This window comes from Thermus thermophilus HB8, from assembly GCF_000091545.1.
GTDB lineage: Bacteria > Deinococcota > Deinococci > Deinococcales > Thermaceae > Thermus > Thermus thermophilus.
On record NC_006461.1, the window covers coordinates 788344 to 803705 of the forward strand.

Sequence of the window (15362 nt, forward strand, 5' to 3'; positions counted from 1 at the left end):
AAGGAGCCCCCCGCGACCCCTTGCCGGAGAGGCTACCCCTTGTAAGGGGCCTGCCGGGCCTCCCCCTCGGGGGTGACGTAGAAGGGGTTTTGGTCGGTGGAGACCATGGTCTCCTTCTCCAGGGCCTCGAGGAGGTCCTTGGGCAGGACGAACATGGCCTCGAGGTAGGGGGCGGTGAGGTGGCGGAGGGCGAGGTTACGCTCCCGGATCCGGGCCTCAATCACCCCCTCGGAGAAGGCGGCCGGGTCAAAGGCGTCGGAGGCCAGGAGGAAGCCGAAGTTCAGGAAGAAGCCCGGGATGTGGTTCTTGTAGCTCCGCACGTAGCGGAAGGCCTCCCGCACCGTGCGGTGGACCACGGGGTGGACGCGGTGGTGGGTGAGGAGGATCATCCCCGCCTGCATCCCCATCACGCCCCCCGGGTTCAGGTGGGCCTTCACCAGGCGGTAGAACTCCACGGTGTAGAGGAGCCTCGCGGGGTTGTCCTCCCCCACGGGGTCGGTGAGGTCAATGATGACGACGTCGTACCGCTCCTCCGTGCGCTCCAGGTAGGCCCGGGCGTCGTCAATGACGAGGACGGCCCTCGGGTCGTCAAAGGCGCCCTGGTGCCACTCGGGCATGTGGCGCTTGGCCACCTCCACGAGCTCCCCGTCAATGTCCACCATCACCGCCTTCTCCACCGTGGGGTGCTTGAGGACCTCCCTTAAGGTGGCCCCCTCCCCGCCCCCCACGATGAGCACCCGCTTGGGCTCGGGGTGGGTGAGCATGGCGGGGTGGACCAGGGTTTCGTGGTAGATGTACTCGTCCCTTTCCGTGCTCTGGACGTCCTTGTCCAGGATGAGCACCTTGCCGAAGCCCTTGCTCTCAAAGAGGAAGTAGTCCTGGAAGGGGGTCTTGCCCGAGGCGATGACCCGTTCCATCCGCCGCACCAGGGTCTCGTAGGGGGTGACGTGCTCAAAGAAGTACATCCCGTAGTCCATAGGTCCTCCTTCTACTCGGCCTTTTCCGCGCCGAAGCCGCGGCGCTTGATGGCGTGCTCCGTGCCCCGCCAGTAGCGGAAGGCGGACTCCTCCTTGGCCCCGAAGGCCCGGGTGAGCCCTTTGAGCACCTCCTCAGGGTCCACCCCGTCCCGGTAGAAGTAGAGGTCCAAGGTGGCGGAGGCGTTGTCCTCGGGCCAGGTGTGGATCATCACCGCGGCCACGGGGCTCACCACCGCCGCGGAGAGCCCCTGGGGGTGGAACTTGTACACCACCGACTGGGCCGAATCCCGAGGGGCCCCAAGGCGCATCACCGCGTCCACGAGGGCCGCCTCCACCATCTTGGGGTCCTCCAAAATGTCCACGTCGCAGCCGTAGATCTCCGCTACCCAGCGCCCGCCCGGCACCGTTTCCACAAGCGCCTATCATAGCCCCCCGGGGGAGGGGGGGCAAGCCCTTTAGCCGAAGAAGTCCTTGAGCTGGTCCTTGGTGACGAGGACCTCCCGGGGTTTGGAGCCCCGGGGCGGGCCCACGATGCCCATGGCCTCGAGGGCGTCCATGAGCTTCCCCGCGCGGGCGTGGCCGATGGAAAGCCGCCTCTGCAGGCGGCTCACCGAGCCGTACCCCTCCTCCACCACGATCTCCGCCGCCTTCTTCAAGAGGGGGTCGGAGAAGTCCACCTCCCCCGGCCCTCCCCCCTCCACGGCCTTCGGGGGCTCAAAGTCGGCGCCGTAGGCCTCGGCGAAGCGGTCCTCGTAGCTTTGGCCCCGGAGGAAGCCCGCCACCCGGGCCACCTCCTCCTCGGAGACGTAGGGCACCTGGAGGCGCACGGGCTTGGGCAGGCCCGGTTGGTGGAAGAGGGCGTCCCCCTGGCCGATGAGCCTTTCCGCCCCCTGGGCGTCCAGGATGGTGCGGGAGTCAAACCCGCTGGAGACGGCAAAGGCCAGGCGGGCGGGGATGTTCACCTTGATCAGGGAGGTGAGGATGTCCACGCTGGGCCGCTGGGTGGCGAGGATGAGGTGCATCCCCGTGGCCCGGGCCATCTGGGCCAGGCGCAGAATGGCCGCCTCCACCTCCTTGGGGGCGGTCATCATCAGGTCGGCGAGCTCGTCCACCACGATGACCAGGTAGGGCAGGGCCTCCTCGGGCCCCACCTTGGCGTTGTACTGCTCCAGGTTCCGGGCCCCCACCTGGCTCATCAGGCGGTAGCGCCGTTCCATGTGGGCCACCGCCCCCTGCAGGACCCCTGCGGCCTCCTCCGGGCTCGTGACCACGGGGCGGACCAGGTGGGGGATGCCCTCGTAGGGGGTGAGCTCCACCATCTTGGGGTCAATGAGGAGGAGGCGCAAGGTCGTGGGCAGGTGTTTGAAGAGGAGGCTGTGGAGGAGGACGTTGATGGCCACGCTCTTTCCGCTTCCCGTGGAGCCGGCGATGAGGAGGTGGGGCATTTTGGCGAGGTCCTTCACCCAGATCTCCCCTTCTATGCTCTTCCCCAGGACCAGGGGGAGGAGGGCTTTGGCGTTTTGGAAGGCGGGGGAGAGGACGGCCTCGGAGAGGCGGACGAGCTCCCGCTTGGGGTTGGGCACCTCGAGGCCCACGGTGTTCTTGCCGGGGATGGGGGCCTCTATCCGCACCGCCCCCACCGCCAGGGCCCGGGCCAGGTCGTTCTGCAGGCTCTGGATCCGGCTGATCTTCTCCCCCGGGGCGGGGAGGATCTCGTACCGGGTGACGCTGGGCCCCCGGGCGTGGCCCACCACCTCGGCCTGGACGCCGAAGTGCCGGAGGGTTTCGGCGATGGTGCGCTTGAGCCGCTCGGCCTCCTCCTCCAAAGCCCGGCTCCGCTCCTTGGGCTCGGGGGGGTCCAGGAGGTCGGGGGTGGGGAGGGCGAGCAGGCCCGGGGCGGGCGCGGGGGGCGGGGAGGGGGCAGGCGCAGGCGGGGGGGCGGGCCTTTCCGGCTCGGGGAAGACGAGGTCCAGGTCAAAGGCCTCGGGCTCGGGCTCAGGGGCCTGGGCGGGCGCGGGCGGGGGGCTTTGGGTGAGGAGGGCCCGGAGGCCTTCCTGCTGCCTTTGGGGGTTGGCCTCGAGGAAGGCGAGCCAGCGGGAGAGCTCGTCAAAGCGGGCCTCCAGGTCCTCCAGAAGCCCCGCCACCTCCTCCCAGCGGGCGCGCCGCTCCTCCCTTAGCCTCCGGGCGCGGAGCAGGCCGGAAAGGGTGGGGGAGAGGGCAGGGAGGGCGGAGAGGGCCGCGATCCGGGCGGCGAGGGCCGAGGCCTCGAGGAGGAGGGCCGCCCGGCGCTCCTCCAGGGCGTCCCGCAAGGGGCCTTCCCCGGGCACGGGGGCCTTCAGGGCCTGGAGGAGGGCCTGGACGCGGGGCTCCAGGGGCCTTTGGTCCTCCCGCATCCTCCTGGCGTACTCCTCCACCCGCTCCCGCACGAAGTCCCGGAGGGCCTCCTCCACCTTGGGAAGCTCCTCGGGGGCGAGGCTTTGCGCGAGGGCCTTCAGGGCGGTGTGTTCCGGGTAGAGGCGGGCGAGGAGGCCGAGCCGCCGCCTGAGGGCCAGGCGGCGGAGGCCCAGCCGGGCCCGGCGCACGAGCCCCACCCCGAGGACGAGCCCCCGGCGGAGGAGGTCCCAAGGGGGCCTTCCCCGCCAGAGGTCCACCAGGGCGAGGGCGGCGAGGAGGGGCAAGGCGAGGCCGGGCCAGCCGAGCCAGGCCTCCAGCCCGGCCCGCATCCCGGCCCCCAGGCGTCCCCCCAGCGCCTCCCCCAGGAGGGGAAGGAGGGCGAAGGCCACCAGGTAGGCGAAGAGGAGGTGGCGGAGGAACCCCTTGAGGGGGCGGCCCCGGTAGACGAGGTAGGCCAGGGCGAGGAGGCCCAGGGGGGTGAGGTAGGCGGGAAGCCCCAAGGCCCCGTAGAAGGCCTCCCGCAAGAAATCCCCCACGGCCCCCGTCCCCGGGAGGAAGCCCGAGGCCAGGAAGAGGGCGAAGGCGCCGAGGAGGAGGGCCCGGGTCTCCCCGCTCCGGTTGGGCTTGTTGCGCTTGGCCGCGCCTCGCTTGGCCATCAGAGGCATTATAGGGGGGCAGGCCGCCCCCCTATTGGGCCTTGGGCCGCTAGCGCTTGAGCTCCTGGATCACCGCCTGGGTCAGGTCCGTGTCCTCGTCGGCGTAGACCACGAGCCCCGACTGGGCCGCCACCTGGCGGCTCATCACCACGGAGAAGCCCTGGGCCTTGGCCACCTTGGCGATGGCCTTGTCCACGTCCTCGAGGATGGGCTTGAGCACCTGGTTCTGCCGGTCCTGCCACTTCTTGAGGGTGGCCTGGTAGGTCTTGGCCAAGGCCTCGTAGTCCTGGCGCTCCTTGGCCGTGGCCTGGCCCGCGCGCACCTTCTCGTCCAGGGGCTTGAGCTTCTCCTCCAGGGGGGCGAGCTCCTTGCGGGCCTGGGACTGGACCTCCTGGATCTTCTTGTAGTCGGGGTGGGCCTGGACCAGGGCGTCCGCGTCCACGAAGCCCACGCGGCTTGCCACCGTCTTGTTCTGGGCCAGCATCGGGGTGAGGAGGGCGCCGAGGGCGAGGAGGACGCCGATCAAGGGTAGCCTCTTCATGCCGCCAAGCTTAGCCTCTTTGGGTGAAGGGCTTGTGAGAGAAAGGTCTATGGCGGGCTTAGGCCAAACCCGTTAGGCTTGGCCTCGGAGGTTCGGTATGCGCAAGGCGTTTGGGCTTGTGGCGCTTTTGGGAACGCTTCTTTTCTCCATGGCCTTGGGGCAGCGGGCGGTGGGCTTCCGGCTCGTCCTTCCCCCTGGGGGGGCGGGGCTCGGCCTCGCCCTCGAGGCCCCCCTGGAGCGGAACCTGGCCTTCCGGGCCTTCGGCGACCTCTTCCCCTCGGGGCCCAGCTTCCTTTTGGGCGGGGAGGTCCTCTTCAAGCCCGACCTCGGCCAGCTGGACCGGGACCTGCGGGGGATCCGGCCCTACTTCGGCGGGGGCCTCGGGGCGAGGATCGCGGACGCAAGCGCCGTGGGGGTGCACCTCTCCTTGGGGGCGGAGGTCCTCTTTGACCCCCGCACGGGCTTCTTCCTGGACGGGGAGTACTACTACCCCTTCGGCGGGGGTGGGTCCAGCCGGGTCGTCCTCGGCGTGAACCTGCGCTGAAGGAAGAAGGCGTGGCTTCCCGCCTCCACGGGGGCGGGACATTTTTCTCTAGATTTTGGGCCTAGACTGGCCCCTAGGAGGTGGCAGGATGCTGGTCAGGGACTGGATGACCAAGGACCCCGTGGTGGTGGCCCCGGACACCCCCGTCCTGGAGGCCATCCGCCTCCTCAAGGAGAAGGGCTTCCGGCGCCTTCCCGTGATGGAGGGGGGGAGGCTCGTGGGGCTCGTGACCGACAAGGACCTCAAGGACGCCATGCCCTCCAAGGCCACCACCCTTTCCGTCTGGGAGATGAACTACCTCCTCGCCAAGCTCACGGTGCGGGAGGTCATGGCCCGGCCCGTGGTCACCGTGGAGGCGGACGCGCCCTTGGAGAAGGCGGCCCTCCTCATGGAGGAGCGGAAGATCGGCGGCCTTCCCGTGATGGAGGGGGAGAGGCTCGTGGGGATCATTACGGTGACGGACGTGCTCCGGGCCTTCATTGAGGTCCTGGGCCTGAAGCTTGGGGGCCTCCGCATCACCGTGGACATCCCCGACGTCCCCGGGGCCCTGGCCCAGATGGCCCAGGCCGTTCCCCCCGCCAACATCGTCTCCATCGCCACCGCGGCCCACCTTCCCGGCTACCAGCGCCTGGTGATGCGGGTGGTGGGGGAGGACGTGGAGGGGGTTCCCAAGAGGCTCGAGGCCGCCGGGGAGCGGGTGGTGGACGTGCGTCCGGGGTAAGGTCCGCTTAGCGCAGGGTGAGGCCGAAGCTTAGGGTGTAGCCCGTGGCCTCGTCGTGCTGGCCCTGGAGGACCCGGGCCGCCCGCACCTCGTAGGCGAAGCAGCCGTCGTAGTAGCGCAGGGTGAGGCCGTAGCGGCTTGGCCCCTCGGGGCCCAGGCCCAGCTCGGGGGCGAGCCACAGGGCCTGGCAGCAGGTCCTTTGCGGCAGGGGCGGGGCGTAGGCGAGGCGCCACTCCGCGTAGCTTCCCCGCACCCAGGCCAGGGCCAGGCGGCCAAGGCCCTCCGCCGCGTAGGCGGCCTCCACCCGGTCCACCCGGTCCCCCAAGGGGTTTTCCAGCCGGTAGAGGAGGCTTGCCCCCGCGAAGCCCGCCTCCACCTGGAGGCTTTGGAACTCGGCCCGCTCCTCGTGGGCGAAGGCGGGGGTGGGGCTTAGGGCGGCGTACCGGCCGGCGTAGAGGAGGCGGGCCCGGAAGGGGCCTTCGCCGTAGCCCACCTCGGCGCTCCCCCCGAGGACGAGGTAGGGGTCGTGGCCGAGGCCGGGGTAGAGGGCGAGGAGGGCGGAGGGCGTGAGGGCGAGGCGGAAGGGTCCTTCCCGGGCCTCGAGGCGGTAGCTCCCCTCCGCCCCCAGGGTGAGGCCCGTCCGCGCTTCGGTCTCGGCGTAGCGGAGGAAGGGGGTGAGGGCAAGGCCCTCCAGGCGGAGGGAGGGGGCGTAGCGGGCCTCGAGCCTCGGGGTGGTGGCGTCGGGGGGGTCGGGGGTGTAGGCCAGGTAGACGCCTTCCCCGAAGGCCCGAACCCCGGCGGCGTAGCCCAGCTGGACCTCGGCCCCGAGGCCTCCCTCCTTGAGGCCCAGGAGGAGGGCGGCCTGGGGGGAGTTGAGGCCCGTCCCCATGACGGTGAGGCGGCGGCTCCAGCGGCCGACCTCCTCCCCGGGCTGGGGGAGGGGGAGGTCTTTGAGGCCCAGGGTGAGCCCTTCCTCTTCCGTGGCGGAGAGGACGAAGGGGCTTGTCAGGCTCGGCCTCCGGTGGACGTTGAGGCGGGCCTCCTCCAGGGGCACCTCGAGGCCAAAGAGGCCCAGGGCGGCGTCCCCCACGAGCTCTCCCGTGTCCACCCGGAAAAGGGCCTCCTCCATGGCGAGCCGCAGGTCCTCGCCGCAGGGGCAGGGGGTGGCGAGGAAGCCCTGAAGGCGGGCCTCCTCCCCGGTGAAGGTGGCCCGCTCGGCCCGGACCCGGTAGGCCGGGGCCTCCAGGAAGACCCCCTCCCCCTTGGGGGGGCGTTCCAGGAGGAGGCGCTCCGCCTCCGCCCGGAGGCTCCCCTTGGCGAGGCGCACCCGGAGGAGGGCCTTGCCCTCCATCCCCTCCGCCTGAAGCCGCCACCCCTCCACCTCCCCGGAAAGCCTGGGGGCGAGGAAGCCCCCCTCCTCCTCCAGGTAGCGGATCCAGGGGGCCTCGAGGGCGAGGCCCGGACGCTCCAGGCAGGCCCGGCCCTCCACGAGGAGCACCCCCTCCTCGTAGCTCAGGTTCTCCCCGCCGAGAAGCCCTTCTTCCGTCTCCAGGACGTAGGGTCGGTCCGCGCATTTGGCCCAGGCCGGGGCCGCGAGCAGGGGCAAAAGCAGGAGCCAGCGCCGCACGGGAGAACCATACCATTTTCCGCGCCCAAAGGGCCCCGGAGGCGGCGCGGGCCCACGGGAAAAGGGAAGCCCCGGCCTTCGCCGGGGCCTTTTGGCGGAGAGGGCGGGATTCGAACCCGCGAGGGAGGTTTAAGCCCCCCTACACGATTTCCAGTCGTGTCCCTTCAGCCACTCGGGCACCTCTCCAAGTGCCAAAAAGGAGTGTACCAGCGCCGTCCGCCTCCGTCAAGGTAGACTGGGGCCGTGCGGGTCGTGGCGGCCCACGAAAACCTGGACTTTGACGCCCTGGGCTCCATGGTCCTGGCGGGGCGGCTTTACCCGGGGAGCGTCCTCGCCCTGGTGGGGGGCGTGGAAGGGGTTTTGAGGGAGGTCCTTCCCCTTCTTGAGGACCGGCTGGACCTGGTGCCCGCGAGCGAGATCCCCCTGGACCGGGTGCGGGAGGTGGTCCTCGTGGACAACGCCCGCCCCGAGCGCCTCGGGCCCCTCGCCGCCCTGGTGGGCCGGGTGCCCTTCCTCGTCTACGACCACCACCCGAGGACCCCGGGGGACGTGCCCGCCGTGGGGGGGAGGGTGGCCCCGGTGGGGGCCACGGTGAGCCTCCTCGTGCCCCTCCTCCTTGAGCGGGGCGTGGCCCTGGACCCCTTGGAGGCCACCCTGGCCTACGCCGGCCTCTGGGAGGACACGGGGGGGTTCAGCTTCCCCTCCACCACCCCGGAGGACCTCGAGGCCGCAGGCCACCTCCTCCGGCAGGGGGCCGAGGTCGCCCGCGTCCGGGACTGGGTCCGCCCCCGCTTCGGCGAGGAGGCCCGGGAGATCCTCTCCCAGCTTCTGAAGACCGCCCACCTCGTGGAGCGGAAAGGGTTCAGGCTCCTCGTGGCCCGGGCCCGGGAGAAGGGGTACGTGCCCGCCCTTGCCCCCCTCGCTCACACCCTGCTGGACCTCTACGAGGCGGACGGGGTCCTCCTGGCCTTGCGGCTCGGGGGGGACACCCTCCTCATCGCCCGGAGCAAGGCCCGGCTGGACGTGGGGCGGTGGCTTGGCGCCTTGGGCGGGGGCGGGCACGCCCGGGCGGCCTTCGCCCGGGTGCGGGGCAAGGGGCGGGCCCTGGCCCGGCTTTTGGAAACCCTGGAGGCCTTCCTGGACCCCGAGCCCACCCTGGGCCAGGCGATGACCGCCCCCGTGGAGACCCTCCGCCCCACCTCCGTGCGCGAGGCCCTCCGCCAGCTGGAAGAGCGGGGTTACGGGGCCATGCCCGTGGTGGAGCCTTTGGGCGAGGGGGTTAGGGTGCTGGGGCTTGCCCGCAGGCGGGACCTCCGCAAGGCGGTGCGCCTGGGGTTCGGCGACCACCCGGTGGAGGGATTTCTGGTCCGGGCGGTGGTCCTTCCCCCCTCCACCCCCCTTTCCCAGGTGGAGCCCCGCCTGCGGGAGGCCGGGGGGCGGGTGCTCGTGGGGGAGCGGGCGGGGGAAGGGTGGCGGCTTCTCGGGATCTACACCCGGACCGACCTCTACCGGAGCGCCCCCAGGCCCGAGCCCACCCTGGCCGAGCGGGTCCTAAAAGCCCTTCCCAGCGGGGTTTTTCGGGTGGTGGAGGCCCTGAGGGAGGCTTTCCCCGAGGGGGTCTACCTGGTGGGGGGGGCGGTGCGGGACGCCCTTTTGGGCCGGTCTGGCCCGGACCTGGACCTCGCCGTGGGGCCCGGGGTGGAGGTGGCCCGGGTGGCCCAGTTCCTGGTGGACCGCTTCGGCGGAAGCTACGGCCTCCACTACGCCTTCGGCACCGCCCGGGTCCGCCTCCCCTTCGGGCTCGTGGTGGACCTGGCGGAAAGCCGCGAGGAGGTCTACCCCTACCCCGGGGCCCTTCCCGAGGTGCGCCGGGCCCCCATCGCCCGGGACCTGGAGCGCCGGGACTACAGCGTGAACGCCATGGCCGTGGACCTGGGCGGCCTCGCCTTTTTGGACCCCTACGGGGGGCTTAGGGACCTGGAGGCCCGCCTCCTCCGCCCCCTCCACCCCCTCGCCTTCGTGGAGGACCCCACCCGCGTGGTGCGGGGGGCGAGGCTGGCCGCCCGCCTGGGCTTCCGCTTCGCCGAGGAGGTGCCGCGGCTTCTCGCCCCCGCCCTCCTCCCCGAGGTGGTGGCGGGGGCGAGCCGGAGCCGCCTCCGGGAAGAGCTCCTCCTCACCCTGGAGGAGGAGGCCTTCTACCGGGCCTTGGCCCTTCTCGCCGAGCTCGGTGCCCTTAAGGCCCTCTACGGCCTGGACCTTCCTCCCGAGGCCCCCTTCCTTAGGCTCCGGGCCGAGGAGGGCCTCGGCGAGGCCCGGCTTCTCCTCCTCCTCTTCCACCAGAAGGACCCCCTGGAGCGGGCGGCCTGGCTCGCCCTTCCCGGGAGGCTAAGGGAGGGGCTTGCCCTCCTCCTCGCCGCCTCCCGGGGGGAGGAGGTGCCCAAGGAGGCCTTGGGGCGGGAGCCCCTCAGGGCCGCCTTCCTCGCCCTCTTCCCGGAAAAGGAGGCCTGGCTTAAGGCCGAGCGGCGGGTCCTCATGGGCCGGGACCTCCTCAAGCTCGGCTTGAAGCCGGGCCCCAAGGTGGGGGAGATTTTGCGCCGGGTGGCCGAGGCCCGCAGGCGGGGGGAGGTGCGGAGCTTTGAGGAGGAGCTGGCCTTAGCCCGTAAACTGTTGGGCGATGGGACTCTTGCCCTACCTGAATGATCCGCCGGTCTTCCTCCTGGCCTTCCTCCTCGGGGCCTTCGGGCTCATCCTCCACAACCTCTTCCAGGCCTGGCTCGCCGACCGCTACGGGGAGGTGGCCCCAAGGCGGTACGGCTTCTTGCGCCTGGATCCCCGGGTCCACCTGGAGCCCTTAGGCCTCGTCCTCCTCGCCCTTCTGGGCTTCGGCTGGCCCCGGTTCGTCCCAAGCCGCCTCCCTGGGCGCAAGGGGGCGATGGTGGCCCTGATGGGGCCCCTGGGCTTCCTCGCGGCCGCCTTCGTCTACGGCCTTCTCGCCCGCTTCTTGCCCTACCCCTTCGGCGAGGGGTTCGCTTTGGGCCAGCGCCTGATGCTCCTCCACGCCGCCATCTACCTCTTCCCCGTGCCCCCCTTGGACGGGGCCAGGGCCCTCTACGCCGTGGGGGGCCTCGAGGCCCGCCGCTTCCTGGACCAGCTCGCCTCCTACGGCCCCGTGGGCTTCCTCGTCATCTTCCTCCTCCTCTCCTACACCGGCGTAACCGACGCGGTGGTCCGGGGGCTTTCCGGCCTCCTCGCCACCCTCTACCGGGCCCTCGGGCTATGATCGCCCTCCTGCAAGAAGACCCCCTCGCCTTCCTCCTCGCCTTCTCGGCCTTGGTGATGAGCCTCGTCCTCCACGAGGTGGGCCACGCCTACGCCGCCCACCTCTTCGGGGACGACACGGCCAAGCGCCAGGGGCGGCTCAGCCTGAACCCCTTGCGGCACCTGGACCCTTTGGGAACCCTCCTTCTCCTCCTCGTGGGCTTCGGCTGGGCGCGCCCCGTGCCCATTTATCCTCCCGCCTTCAGGGCCTACCGCCTGGGCCTCTTCGCCGTCTCCGTGGCCGGGATCCTGGTGAACCTGGCCCTCGCCGTTCTCTTCGCCTTGACGGTGCGGGGCCTCTTCGCCCTGGACCCGGAGGGGGTCTATGGGGCCTTCCGGGGGAGCGGGGGCTCCGCCCTGGGGCTTCTGGCCCTCGCCGCCTACGTGGCGAGCTCCATCAACCTCGTCCTCGCCGTCTTCAACCTCCTCCCCATACCCCCCCTGGACGGCTCCAAGATCCTCCAAAGCCTTCTCCCTTTGGCCTGGCACCCTTGGCTTTGGCGGCTGGAGCAGTACGCCTGGCTTTCCTTCCTCCTCATCCTCACGGTCCTCAGGGGGCCCATCCAGGAGGTCTTGGCCTTCGCCCGCCGGGTCTTCTTCACCCTCCTTTTGGGCTAAGTGTCCGCACGTCGGCTTCGCAGCATGAGGTGCGCGGAATAAGGCTTGGGAAGCTAATTTGGGGCCCCCACCGCGGCGAAAGCCGCGGTGGGATACTTAGGGGCCTCCCCTTCGGCCCAAGGCCAGGGTGGGGCGCTTAGGCCTCCTCGAGCCAGGCCCTAAAGACCCGGAGGTTCCAGGCGTCCTCCTCCGGTCCCCTGGGGGTTTCCAGGATGAAGACCCGGTCCTTGAGCCTCGGGTCCAAAAAGACGCGCTTGAGCCCCTCCCCGATCTTTCCCTGGAGGAGGTGGGCGTGGTGGTCCACGCGGCTTCCGAGGCCGCCCACGGAGTCGTTGAGGTGGACCACGGGCACCCGCTCCAGGCCCACGGCCCGGTCCAAGGCGTCCAGGACCCCCAAGGGGTCCTCGGCCACGTCGTACCCGGCGGCGTAGGCGTGGCAGGTGTCCAGGCAGACCTGGAGGGGGGTGTCCGCCACGAGCCAGGCGAGCTCCTCAAACCGCGCCCCCACCTTCTCCCCACCCCCAGCGGTGTTCTCCACGAGGAGGACGGGGCGGGAGCGGACGCCGGCGAGGCGCAGGGCCTTGAGGGCCCCTTCCTTGACCCGCTCGGGGCGGCCCGAGCCGGGGTGGACGACCACGTACTCCACCCCGAGGAGGGCGGCCTTCTCCAGGTCGTCCGCCAGGCTCGCCACGCTCTTCTCCCAAAGCTCCCCCTCCGCCCCCAGGTTGACCAGGTAGGAGGCGTGGATCACGGCGGGGAGGCCCCCGGAGGCCTCCCTTAAGGCGCGGAAGGCCTCCACCTCGGCCGGGGAGAGGGCCCTTGGGCGCCAGCTCCGCGGGCTTTTGGCGAAGATCTGGAAAGCGGTGAGGCCGAGGGCGGTGGCTTCCTCCACCGCCCCGGCCACGCCCTTTTTCCCGGCGATGGAAAGGTGGAACCCGTAGCGCGGCATCCCCCGAAGCCTACCACAGGGGCGCTTAGCCTAGGTTCTGGGCCACGATGAAGACCCCCATGGCCACCAGGAAGAGGGCGAAGCCCCGCTTCAGGCTCTCCTGGGGCAGGCGCACCGCCACCCTCCCCCCGAGGAGGCTTCCGAGGAAGCCCACGAGGACGAAGAGCCCCGCCACCTGGTAGTTCACCGAGAGGCCGAGGGCGGGGAGGAGGTGGAGGTACTTGTAGAAGCCGGCGAAGGACTTCATGGCGATGATGAGGAGGCTCGTGCCCACGGCGAGGTGCATGGGAAGCCCCCCCAGGAGGACCAGGGCGGGGACGATCAAAAACCCGCCCCCCACCCCCACGAACCCGGTGAGGGCTCCCACGAAAAGGCCCTCCAGGACGATTTTCCAGGGTGTGCGCCCGCCTTCTTGGCGCCTCAAGGGGAGGGGCCTCGCCATGAAGTAGGCGGCGAGGAGCATGACCAGGGCGAAGGTGAGGAGCTGGACCTGGCCCGAGACGAAGCGGGAAAGCCACGCCCCGAGGTAGGTCCCCGCCATCCCCGGCAGGCCGAAGAAGAGGACGTTGCGGAAGTCCACGAGGCCCCTCAGGGCGTAGGGGACCGCCCCGAGGAGGGCGATCCCGCCCACGATGAGGAGGCTTTCGGCGATGGCCTGCTTGGGGGGCTCCCCCAGGAGGTAGACGAGGACGGGCACGGTGAGGATGGACCCCCCCGAGCCCAAAAGCCCCAGGGAGAGGCCGATGAGGAGGGCGCCCACGAGGGCAGGAAGCGTCATCTTACCGCTCTAGAGGGAGGCCCCGGGACGCCCAGGCGTAGGTGCCCCCCTCGAGGTTGTAGACCCTTTCCCCGTCAAACCCCTGGGCCACGAGGAACTCCGCCGCCACGCCCGAGCGGTTCCCCGAGTTGCACACGAGGAGGATGGGCCTGTCCTTGGGAAGCTCGGCAAGCCTCTGGGGCAGGGTGGAGAGGGGGATGTTCACGGCGCCCGGGACGTGGCCCTCCCCGTACTCCCACGCCTCCCGCACGTCCACCACGAAGGCCTCCTCCAGGAGAGCCTTCGCCTCTTCCGGCCCCACCTCCTGGTAGGGCGTGGCCCTGTAGGCCGCTTCCATGGGCGTGGTGTCCACGGGGAGGCCCGCCCGGTACCAGCGGACGATGCCGCCCTCGAGGTTGTACACCCGGTAGCCCTGGGCGCTGAGCCAGGCCGCCGCCTGCCAGGAGCGGTTGCCCGTGCGGCAGTAGAGGACCACCGGGGTGTCCTTGGGGATCTCCCCGTAGCGGGCCATGAACTCGGAAAGGGGGAGGAGTCGGGCCCCGGGGATCCGGGCCTGGGCGTACTCCTCCACCTCGCGCACGTCAAAAAAGGGCACCCCTTGGTCGTAAAGCCGCTTGGCCTCTTCGGGGGAAAGTTCTTGCACCTGGGTCTCGTACATGGAAAACCTCCTTGGGGTCTGGGCGGCCCACCCCGGCCCAGGCCGGGGTGGGCTCGCTTAGGCCTGCACCAGTTCCTCGCCCTGCACCACGGGGAAGCCCGCCTCCCGCCAAGCCTTGATCCCCCCGGTGAGGTTCAGGGCGTTTCTAAAACCGTGGGCCAGTAGGGCGCTGATGGCGGTGCTGGAGCGGTCCCCGCCCACGCAGTGGACGATGAGGGGCCTGTCCTTGGGGAGCCGGTCCAGGTGGGCGAGGACGCGGCCCGCGTGGATGTTTTGGGCCCCGGGGATGTGCCCCGCGAGGTACTCGTCCCGCCCGCGCACGTCCAGGACGAAGGCCTTCCCCTTCTCCCAGAGCTCCTTGGCCTCCTTGGCGGTGACCTGGGGGACGGTTTCCAGCTCGCCCTGGGCGTAGCCCTCCAGCCCCGGGATGTACCCCACCACCTCGTCCAGGCCGATGCGGACGAGGGCCCGGGTGAGGGCCTCCACCTCCTCGGGCCGGGCGAGGAGGACGAGGGGGCGGTCGTAGGGGAGGAGCCAGCCCGCCCAGGTGGAGAAGTTCTTCCCCGCGGGGATGTTGATGCTCCCCGGGATGTGCCCGCCGGCGAAGGCGAACTTGTCCCGGGTGTCCACGAGGATGGCCCCCTCCCTCAGCCAGCGCTCAAACTGGGCCGGGGTGAGGCGGCCCGGGTGGGGAAGGCCGCCCAGGATGGCCATCCCGTCCCGGTTCAGCCGCTTCATCTCCTTGAAGTAGGTGGGGGCCTCGGGCTGGCCCTGGAGGAGGGCCTTCACGAACCCCTCCTCGTCGTCCCGCTCCAGGTACTCCGCCCACCAGGCGTGGCGGCGTTCGTACCCCACGGTGGTGGCCGGGAGGGCCCCAAGCGCCTTGCCGCAGGCGGAGCCCGCCCCGTGGCCGGGCCAGACCTGGACGTGGTCGGGAAGGGTGAGGAACTTTTCCTTGAGGCTCCTAAACATCCGCCTCGCCCCGGGCTCCGCCGTGCCCTTGATCCCCGCCGCCTCTTCCAAAAGGTCCGGCCGGCCCACGTCCCCCACGAAGACGAAGTCCCCCGTGAGGAAGAGGAGGGGCTCGTCCGTCACCGCCCCGTCCGCCACCAGGAAGGAGAGGTGCTCGGGGGTGTGGCCCGGGGTGTGGACCGCCCGGACGCGGATGTTCCCCACCTTGAACTCGTCCCCGTCCTTGAGGAGGACGTGGGGGAAGCCCTCGAGGCCCTTGTACTTCCAGTTCTCGTCCCCCTCGTCGGAGAGGTACAGGGTGGCCCCCGTGGCCCGGGCGAGCTCCCTCGCCCCCGAGAGGTAGTCGGCGTGGATGTGGGTCTCGGCGATGGCGGTGATGCGGAGGCCCAAGGACTGGGCGAGCTCCAGGTACACGTCCACGTCCCGCCTGGGGTCCACCACCAGGGCCTCCCCGGTGGCGGCGCAGCCCAGGAGGTAGCTCATCTGCGCGAGGCCTTCCTCGTGGATCTGGCGAAAGATCATGGCTTCACCTCCGGTGAGGGACCTTTGTCCCTCCTCGGGGCAGAGTATACCCATGGGGGGTAATGGTGTCAAGCCGCGGGAACGTGA

At 70.8% G+C, this 15362-nt stretch carries 14 protein-coding genes and 1 tRNA gene; 5 read left to right on the forward strand and 10 right to left on the reverse strand.

Annotated elements, in window-relative coordinates:
- Positions 1-32 precede the first annotated feature (32 nt).
- The 4 genes from speE to TTH_RS04270 are packed head-to-tail and all read right to left on the reverse strand — an operon-like array spanning position 33 to position 4568.
- Positions 33-977, reverse strand: coding sequence for a polyamine aminopropyltransferase (gene speE, locus TTH_RS04255; protein ID WP_011172918.1), 945 nt, complete (start codon positions 975-977; stop codon positions 33-35).
- Positions 978-988: 11 nt separating this feature from the next.
- Positions 989-1390 carry an S-adenosylmethionine decarboxylase gene (speD, locus tag TTH_RS04260; protein WP_011172919.1) on the reverse strand — a complete coding sequence of 134 codons (402 nt, stop codon included), beginning with the start codon at positions 1388-1390 and terminating at the stop codon, positions 989-991.
- Between the two features lie 42 nt (positions 1391-1432).
- A complete protein-coding gene (locus TTH_RS04265; protein ID WP_011228224.1) occupies positions 1433-4036 on the reverse strand; it encodes an FtsK/SpoIIIE family DNA translocase in 2604 nt (867 codons plus the stop codon).
- A gap of 40 nt (positions 4037-4076) precedes the next feature.
- A complete protein-coding gene (locus TTH_RS04270) occupies positions 4077-4568 on the reverse strand; it encodes an OmpH family outer membrane protein (RefSeq protein WP_011228225.1) in 492 nt (163 codons plus the stop codon).
- A 97-nt stretch (positions 4569-4665) separates the two neighbouring features.
- Here TTH_RS04270 and TTH_RS04275 point away from each other — a divergent pair, with 97 nt between their 5' ends.
- Both TTH_RS04275 and TTH_RS04280 read left to right on the forward strand, forming a co-directional pair.
- Positions 4666-5112 carry a hypothetical protein gene (locus tag TTH_RS04275; RefSeq protein ID WP_011228226.1) on the forward strand — a complete coding sequence of 149 codons (447 nt, stop codon included), beginning with the start codon at positions 4666-4668 and terminating at the stop codon, positions 5110-5112.
- An 88-nt stretch (positions 5113-5200) separates the two neighbouring features.
- Positions 5201-5833 carry a CBS and ACT domain-containing protein gene (locus tag TTH_RS04280; RefSeq protein ID WP_011228227.1) on the forward strand — a complete coding sequence of 211 codons (633 nt, stop codon included), beginning with the start codon at positions 5201-5203 and terminating at the stop codon, positions 5831-5833.
- A 7-nt stretch (positions 5834-5840) separates the two neighbouring features.
- Here TTH_RS04280 and TTH_RS04285 read toward each other — a convergent pair whose 3' ends face one another.
- The gene (locus TTH_RS04285) at positions 5841-7460 is read right to left on the reverse strand and encodes a hypothetical protein (protein ID WP_011228228.1); all 1620 of its coding nucleotides are present in this window, start codon (positions 7458-7460) and stop codon (positions 5841-5843) included.
- A gap of 92 nt (positions 7461-7552) precedes the next feature.
- Positions 7553-7646: transfer RNA gene (locus TTH_RS04290), tRNA-Ser, on the reverse strand.
- A 57-nt stretch (positions 7647-7703) separates the two neighbouring features.
- Here TTH_RS04290 and TTH_RS04295 point away from each other — a divergent pair.
- From TTH_RS04295 to TTH_RS04305, 3 genes are read left to right on the forward strand one after another with little or no spacing between them, the layout of a single operon-like run.
- Positions 7704-10160, forward strand: coding sequence for a CBS domain-containing protein (locus TTH_RS04295; protein WP_011228229.1), 2457 nt, complete (start codon positions 7704-7706; stop codon positions 10158-10160).
- Positions 10135-10740 (forward strand): zinc metalloprotease, encoded by a 606-nt coding sequence (locus TTH_RS04300; RefSeq protein WP_011172926.1) that lies wholly within the window; start codon positions 10135-10137, stop codon positions 10738-10740. The genes TTH_RS04295 and TTH_RS04300 overlap by 26 nt, the downstream gene beginning before the upstream one ends.
- The gene (locus tag TTH_RS04305) at positions 10737-11396 is read left to right on the forward strand and encodes a site-2 protease family protein (RefSeq protein ID WP_011228230.1); all 660 of its coding nucleotides are present in this window, start codon (positions 10737-10739) and stop codon (positions 11394-11396) included. The genes TTH_RS04300 and TTH_RS04305 overlap by 4 nt, the downstream gene beginning before the upstream one ends.
- Before the next feature lie 136 nt (positions 11397-11532).
- Here TTH_RS04305 and nfo read toward each other — a convergent pair whose 3' ends face one another.
- The 4 genes from nfo to TTH_RS04325 are packed head-to-tail and all read right to left on the reverse strand — an operon-like array spanning position 11533 to position 15275.
- Complete coding sequence (gene nfo / locus TTH_RS04310; RefSeq protein WP_011228231.1) at positions 11533-12345, reverse strand: endonuclease IV; 813 nt, start codon at positions 12343-12345, stop codon at positions 11533-11535.
- A gap of 25 nt (positions 12346-12370) precedes the next feature.
- The gene (locus TTH_RS04315; protein ID WP_011228232.1) at positions 12371-13123 is read right to left on the reverse strand and encodes a sulfite exporter TauE/SafE family protein; all 753 of its coding nucleotides are present in this window, start codon (positions 13121-13123) and stop codon (positions 12371-12373) included.
- 1 nt (position 13124) lies between these two features.
- Positions 13125-13781 (reverse strand): rhodanese-like domain-containing protein, encoded by a 657-nt coding sequence (locus TTH_RS04320; RefSeq protein WP_011172930.1) that lies wholly within the window; start codon positions 13779-13781, stop codon positions 13125-13127.
- A 57-nt stretch (positions 13782-13838) separates the two neighbouring features.
- Positions 13839-15275: an MBL fold metallo-hydrolase gene (locus TTH_RS04325; protein WP_011228233.1), complete on the reverse strand. Its 1437-nt coding sequence runs from the start codon at positions 15273-15275 to the stop codon at positions 13839-13841.
- Positions 15276-15362: the final 87 nt, after the last annotated feature.

Bases quoted from the DNA above. Each gene is read 5' to 3' on its own strand.
- speE (WP_011172918.1), bottom strand. From the start codon at position 977: ATGGACTACGGGATGTACTTCTTTGAGCACGTCACCCCCTACGAGACC.
- TTH_RS04265 (WP_011228224.1), bottom strand. From the start codon at position 4,036: ATGCCTCTGATGGCCAAGCGAGGCGCGGCCAAGCGCAACAAGCCCAAC.
- TTH_RS04270 (WP_011228225.1), bottom strand. From the start codon at position 4,568: ATGAAGAGGCTACCCTTGATCGGCGTCCTCCTCGCCCTCGGCGCCCTC.
- TTH_RS04275 (WP_011228226.1), top strand. From the start codon at position 4,666: ATGCGCAAGGCGTTTGGGCTTGTGGCGCTTTTGGGAACGCTTCTTTTC.
- TTH_RS04280 (WP_011228227.1), top strand. From the start codon at position 5,201: ATGCTGGTCAGGGACTGGATGACCAAGGACCCCGTGGTGGTGGCCCCG.
- TTH_RS04300 (WP_011172926.1), top strand. From the start codon at position 10,135: ATGGGACTCTTGCCCTACCTGAATGATCCGCCGGTCTTCCTCCTGGCC.
- TTH_RS04305 (WP_011228230.1), top strand. From the start codon at position 10,737: ATGATCGCCCTCCTGCAAGAAGACCCCCTCGCCTTCCTCCTCGCCTTC.
- nfo (WP_011228231.1), bottom strand. From the start codon at position 12,345: ATGCCGCGCTACGGGTTCCACCTTTCCATCGCCGGGAAAAAGGGCGTG.
- TTH_RS04315 (WP_011228232.1), bottom strand. From the start codon at position 13,123: ATGACGCTTCCTGCCCTCGTGGGCGCCCTCCTCATCGGCCTCTCCCTG.
- TTH_RS04320 (WP_011172930.1), bottom strand. From the start codon at position 13,781: ATGTACGAGACCCAGGTGCAAGAACTTTCCCCCGAAGAGGCCAAGCGG.
- TTH_RS04325 (WP_011228233.1), bottom strand. From the start codon at position 15,275: ATGATCTTTCGCCAGATCCACGAGGAAGGCCTCGCGCAGATGAGCTAC.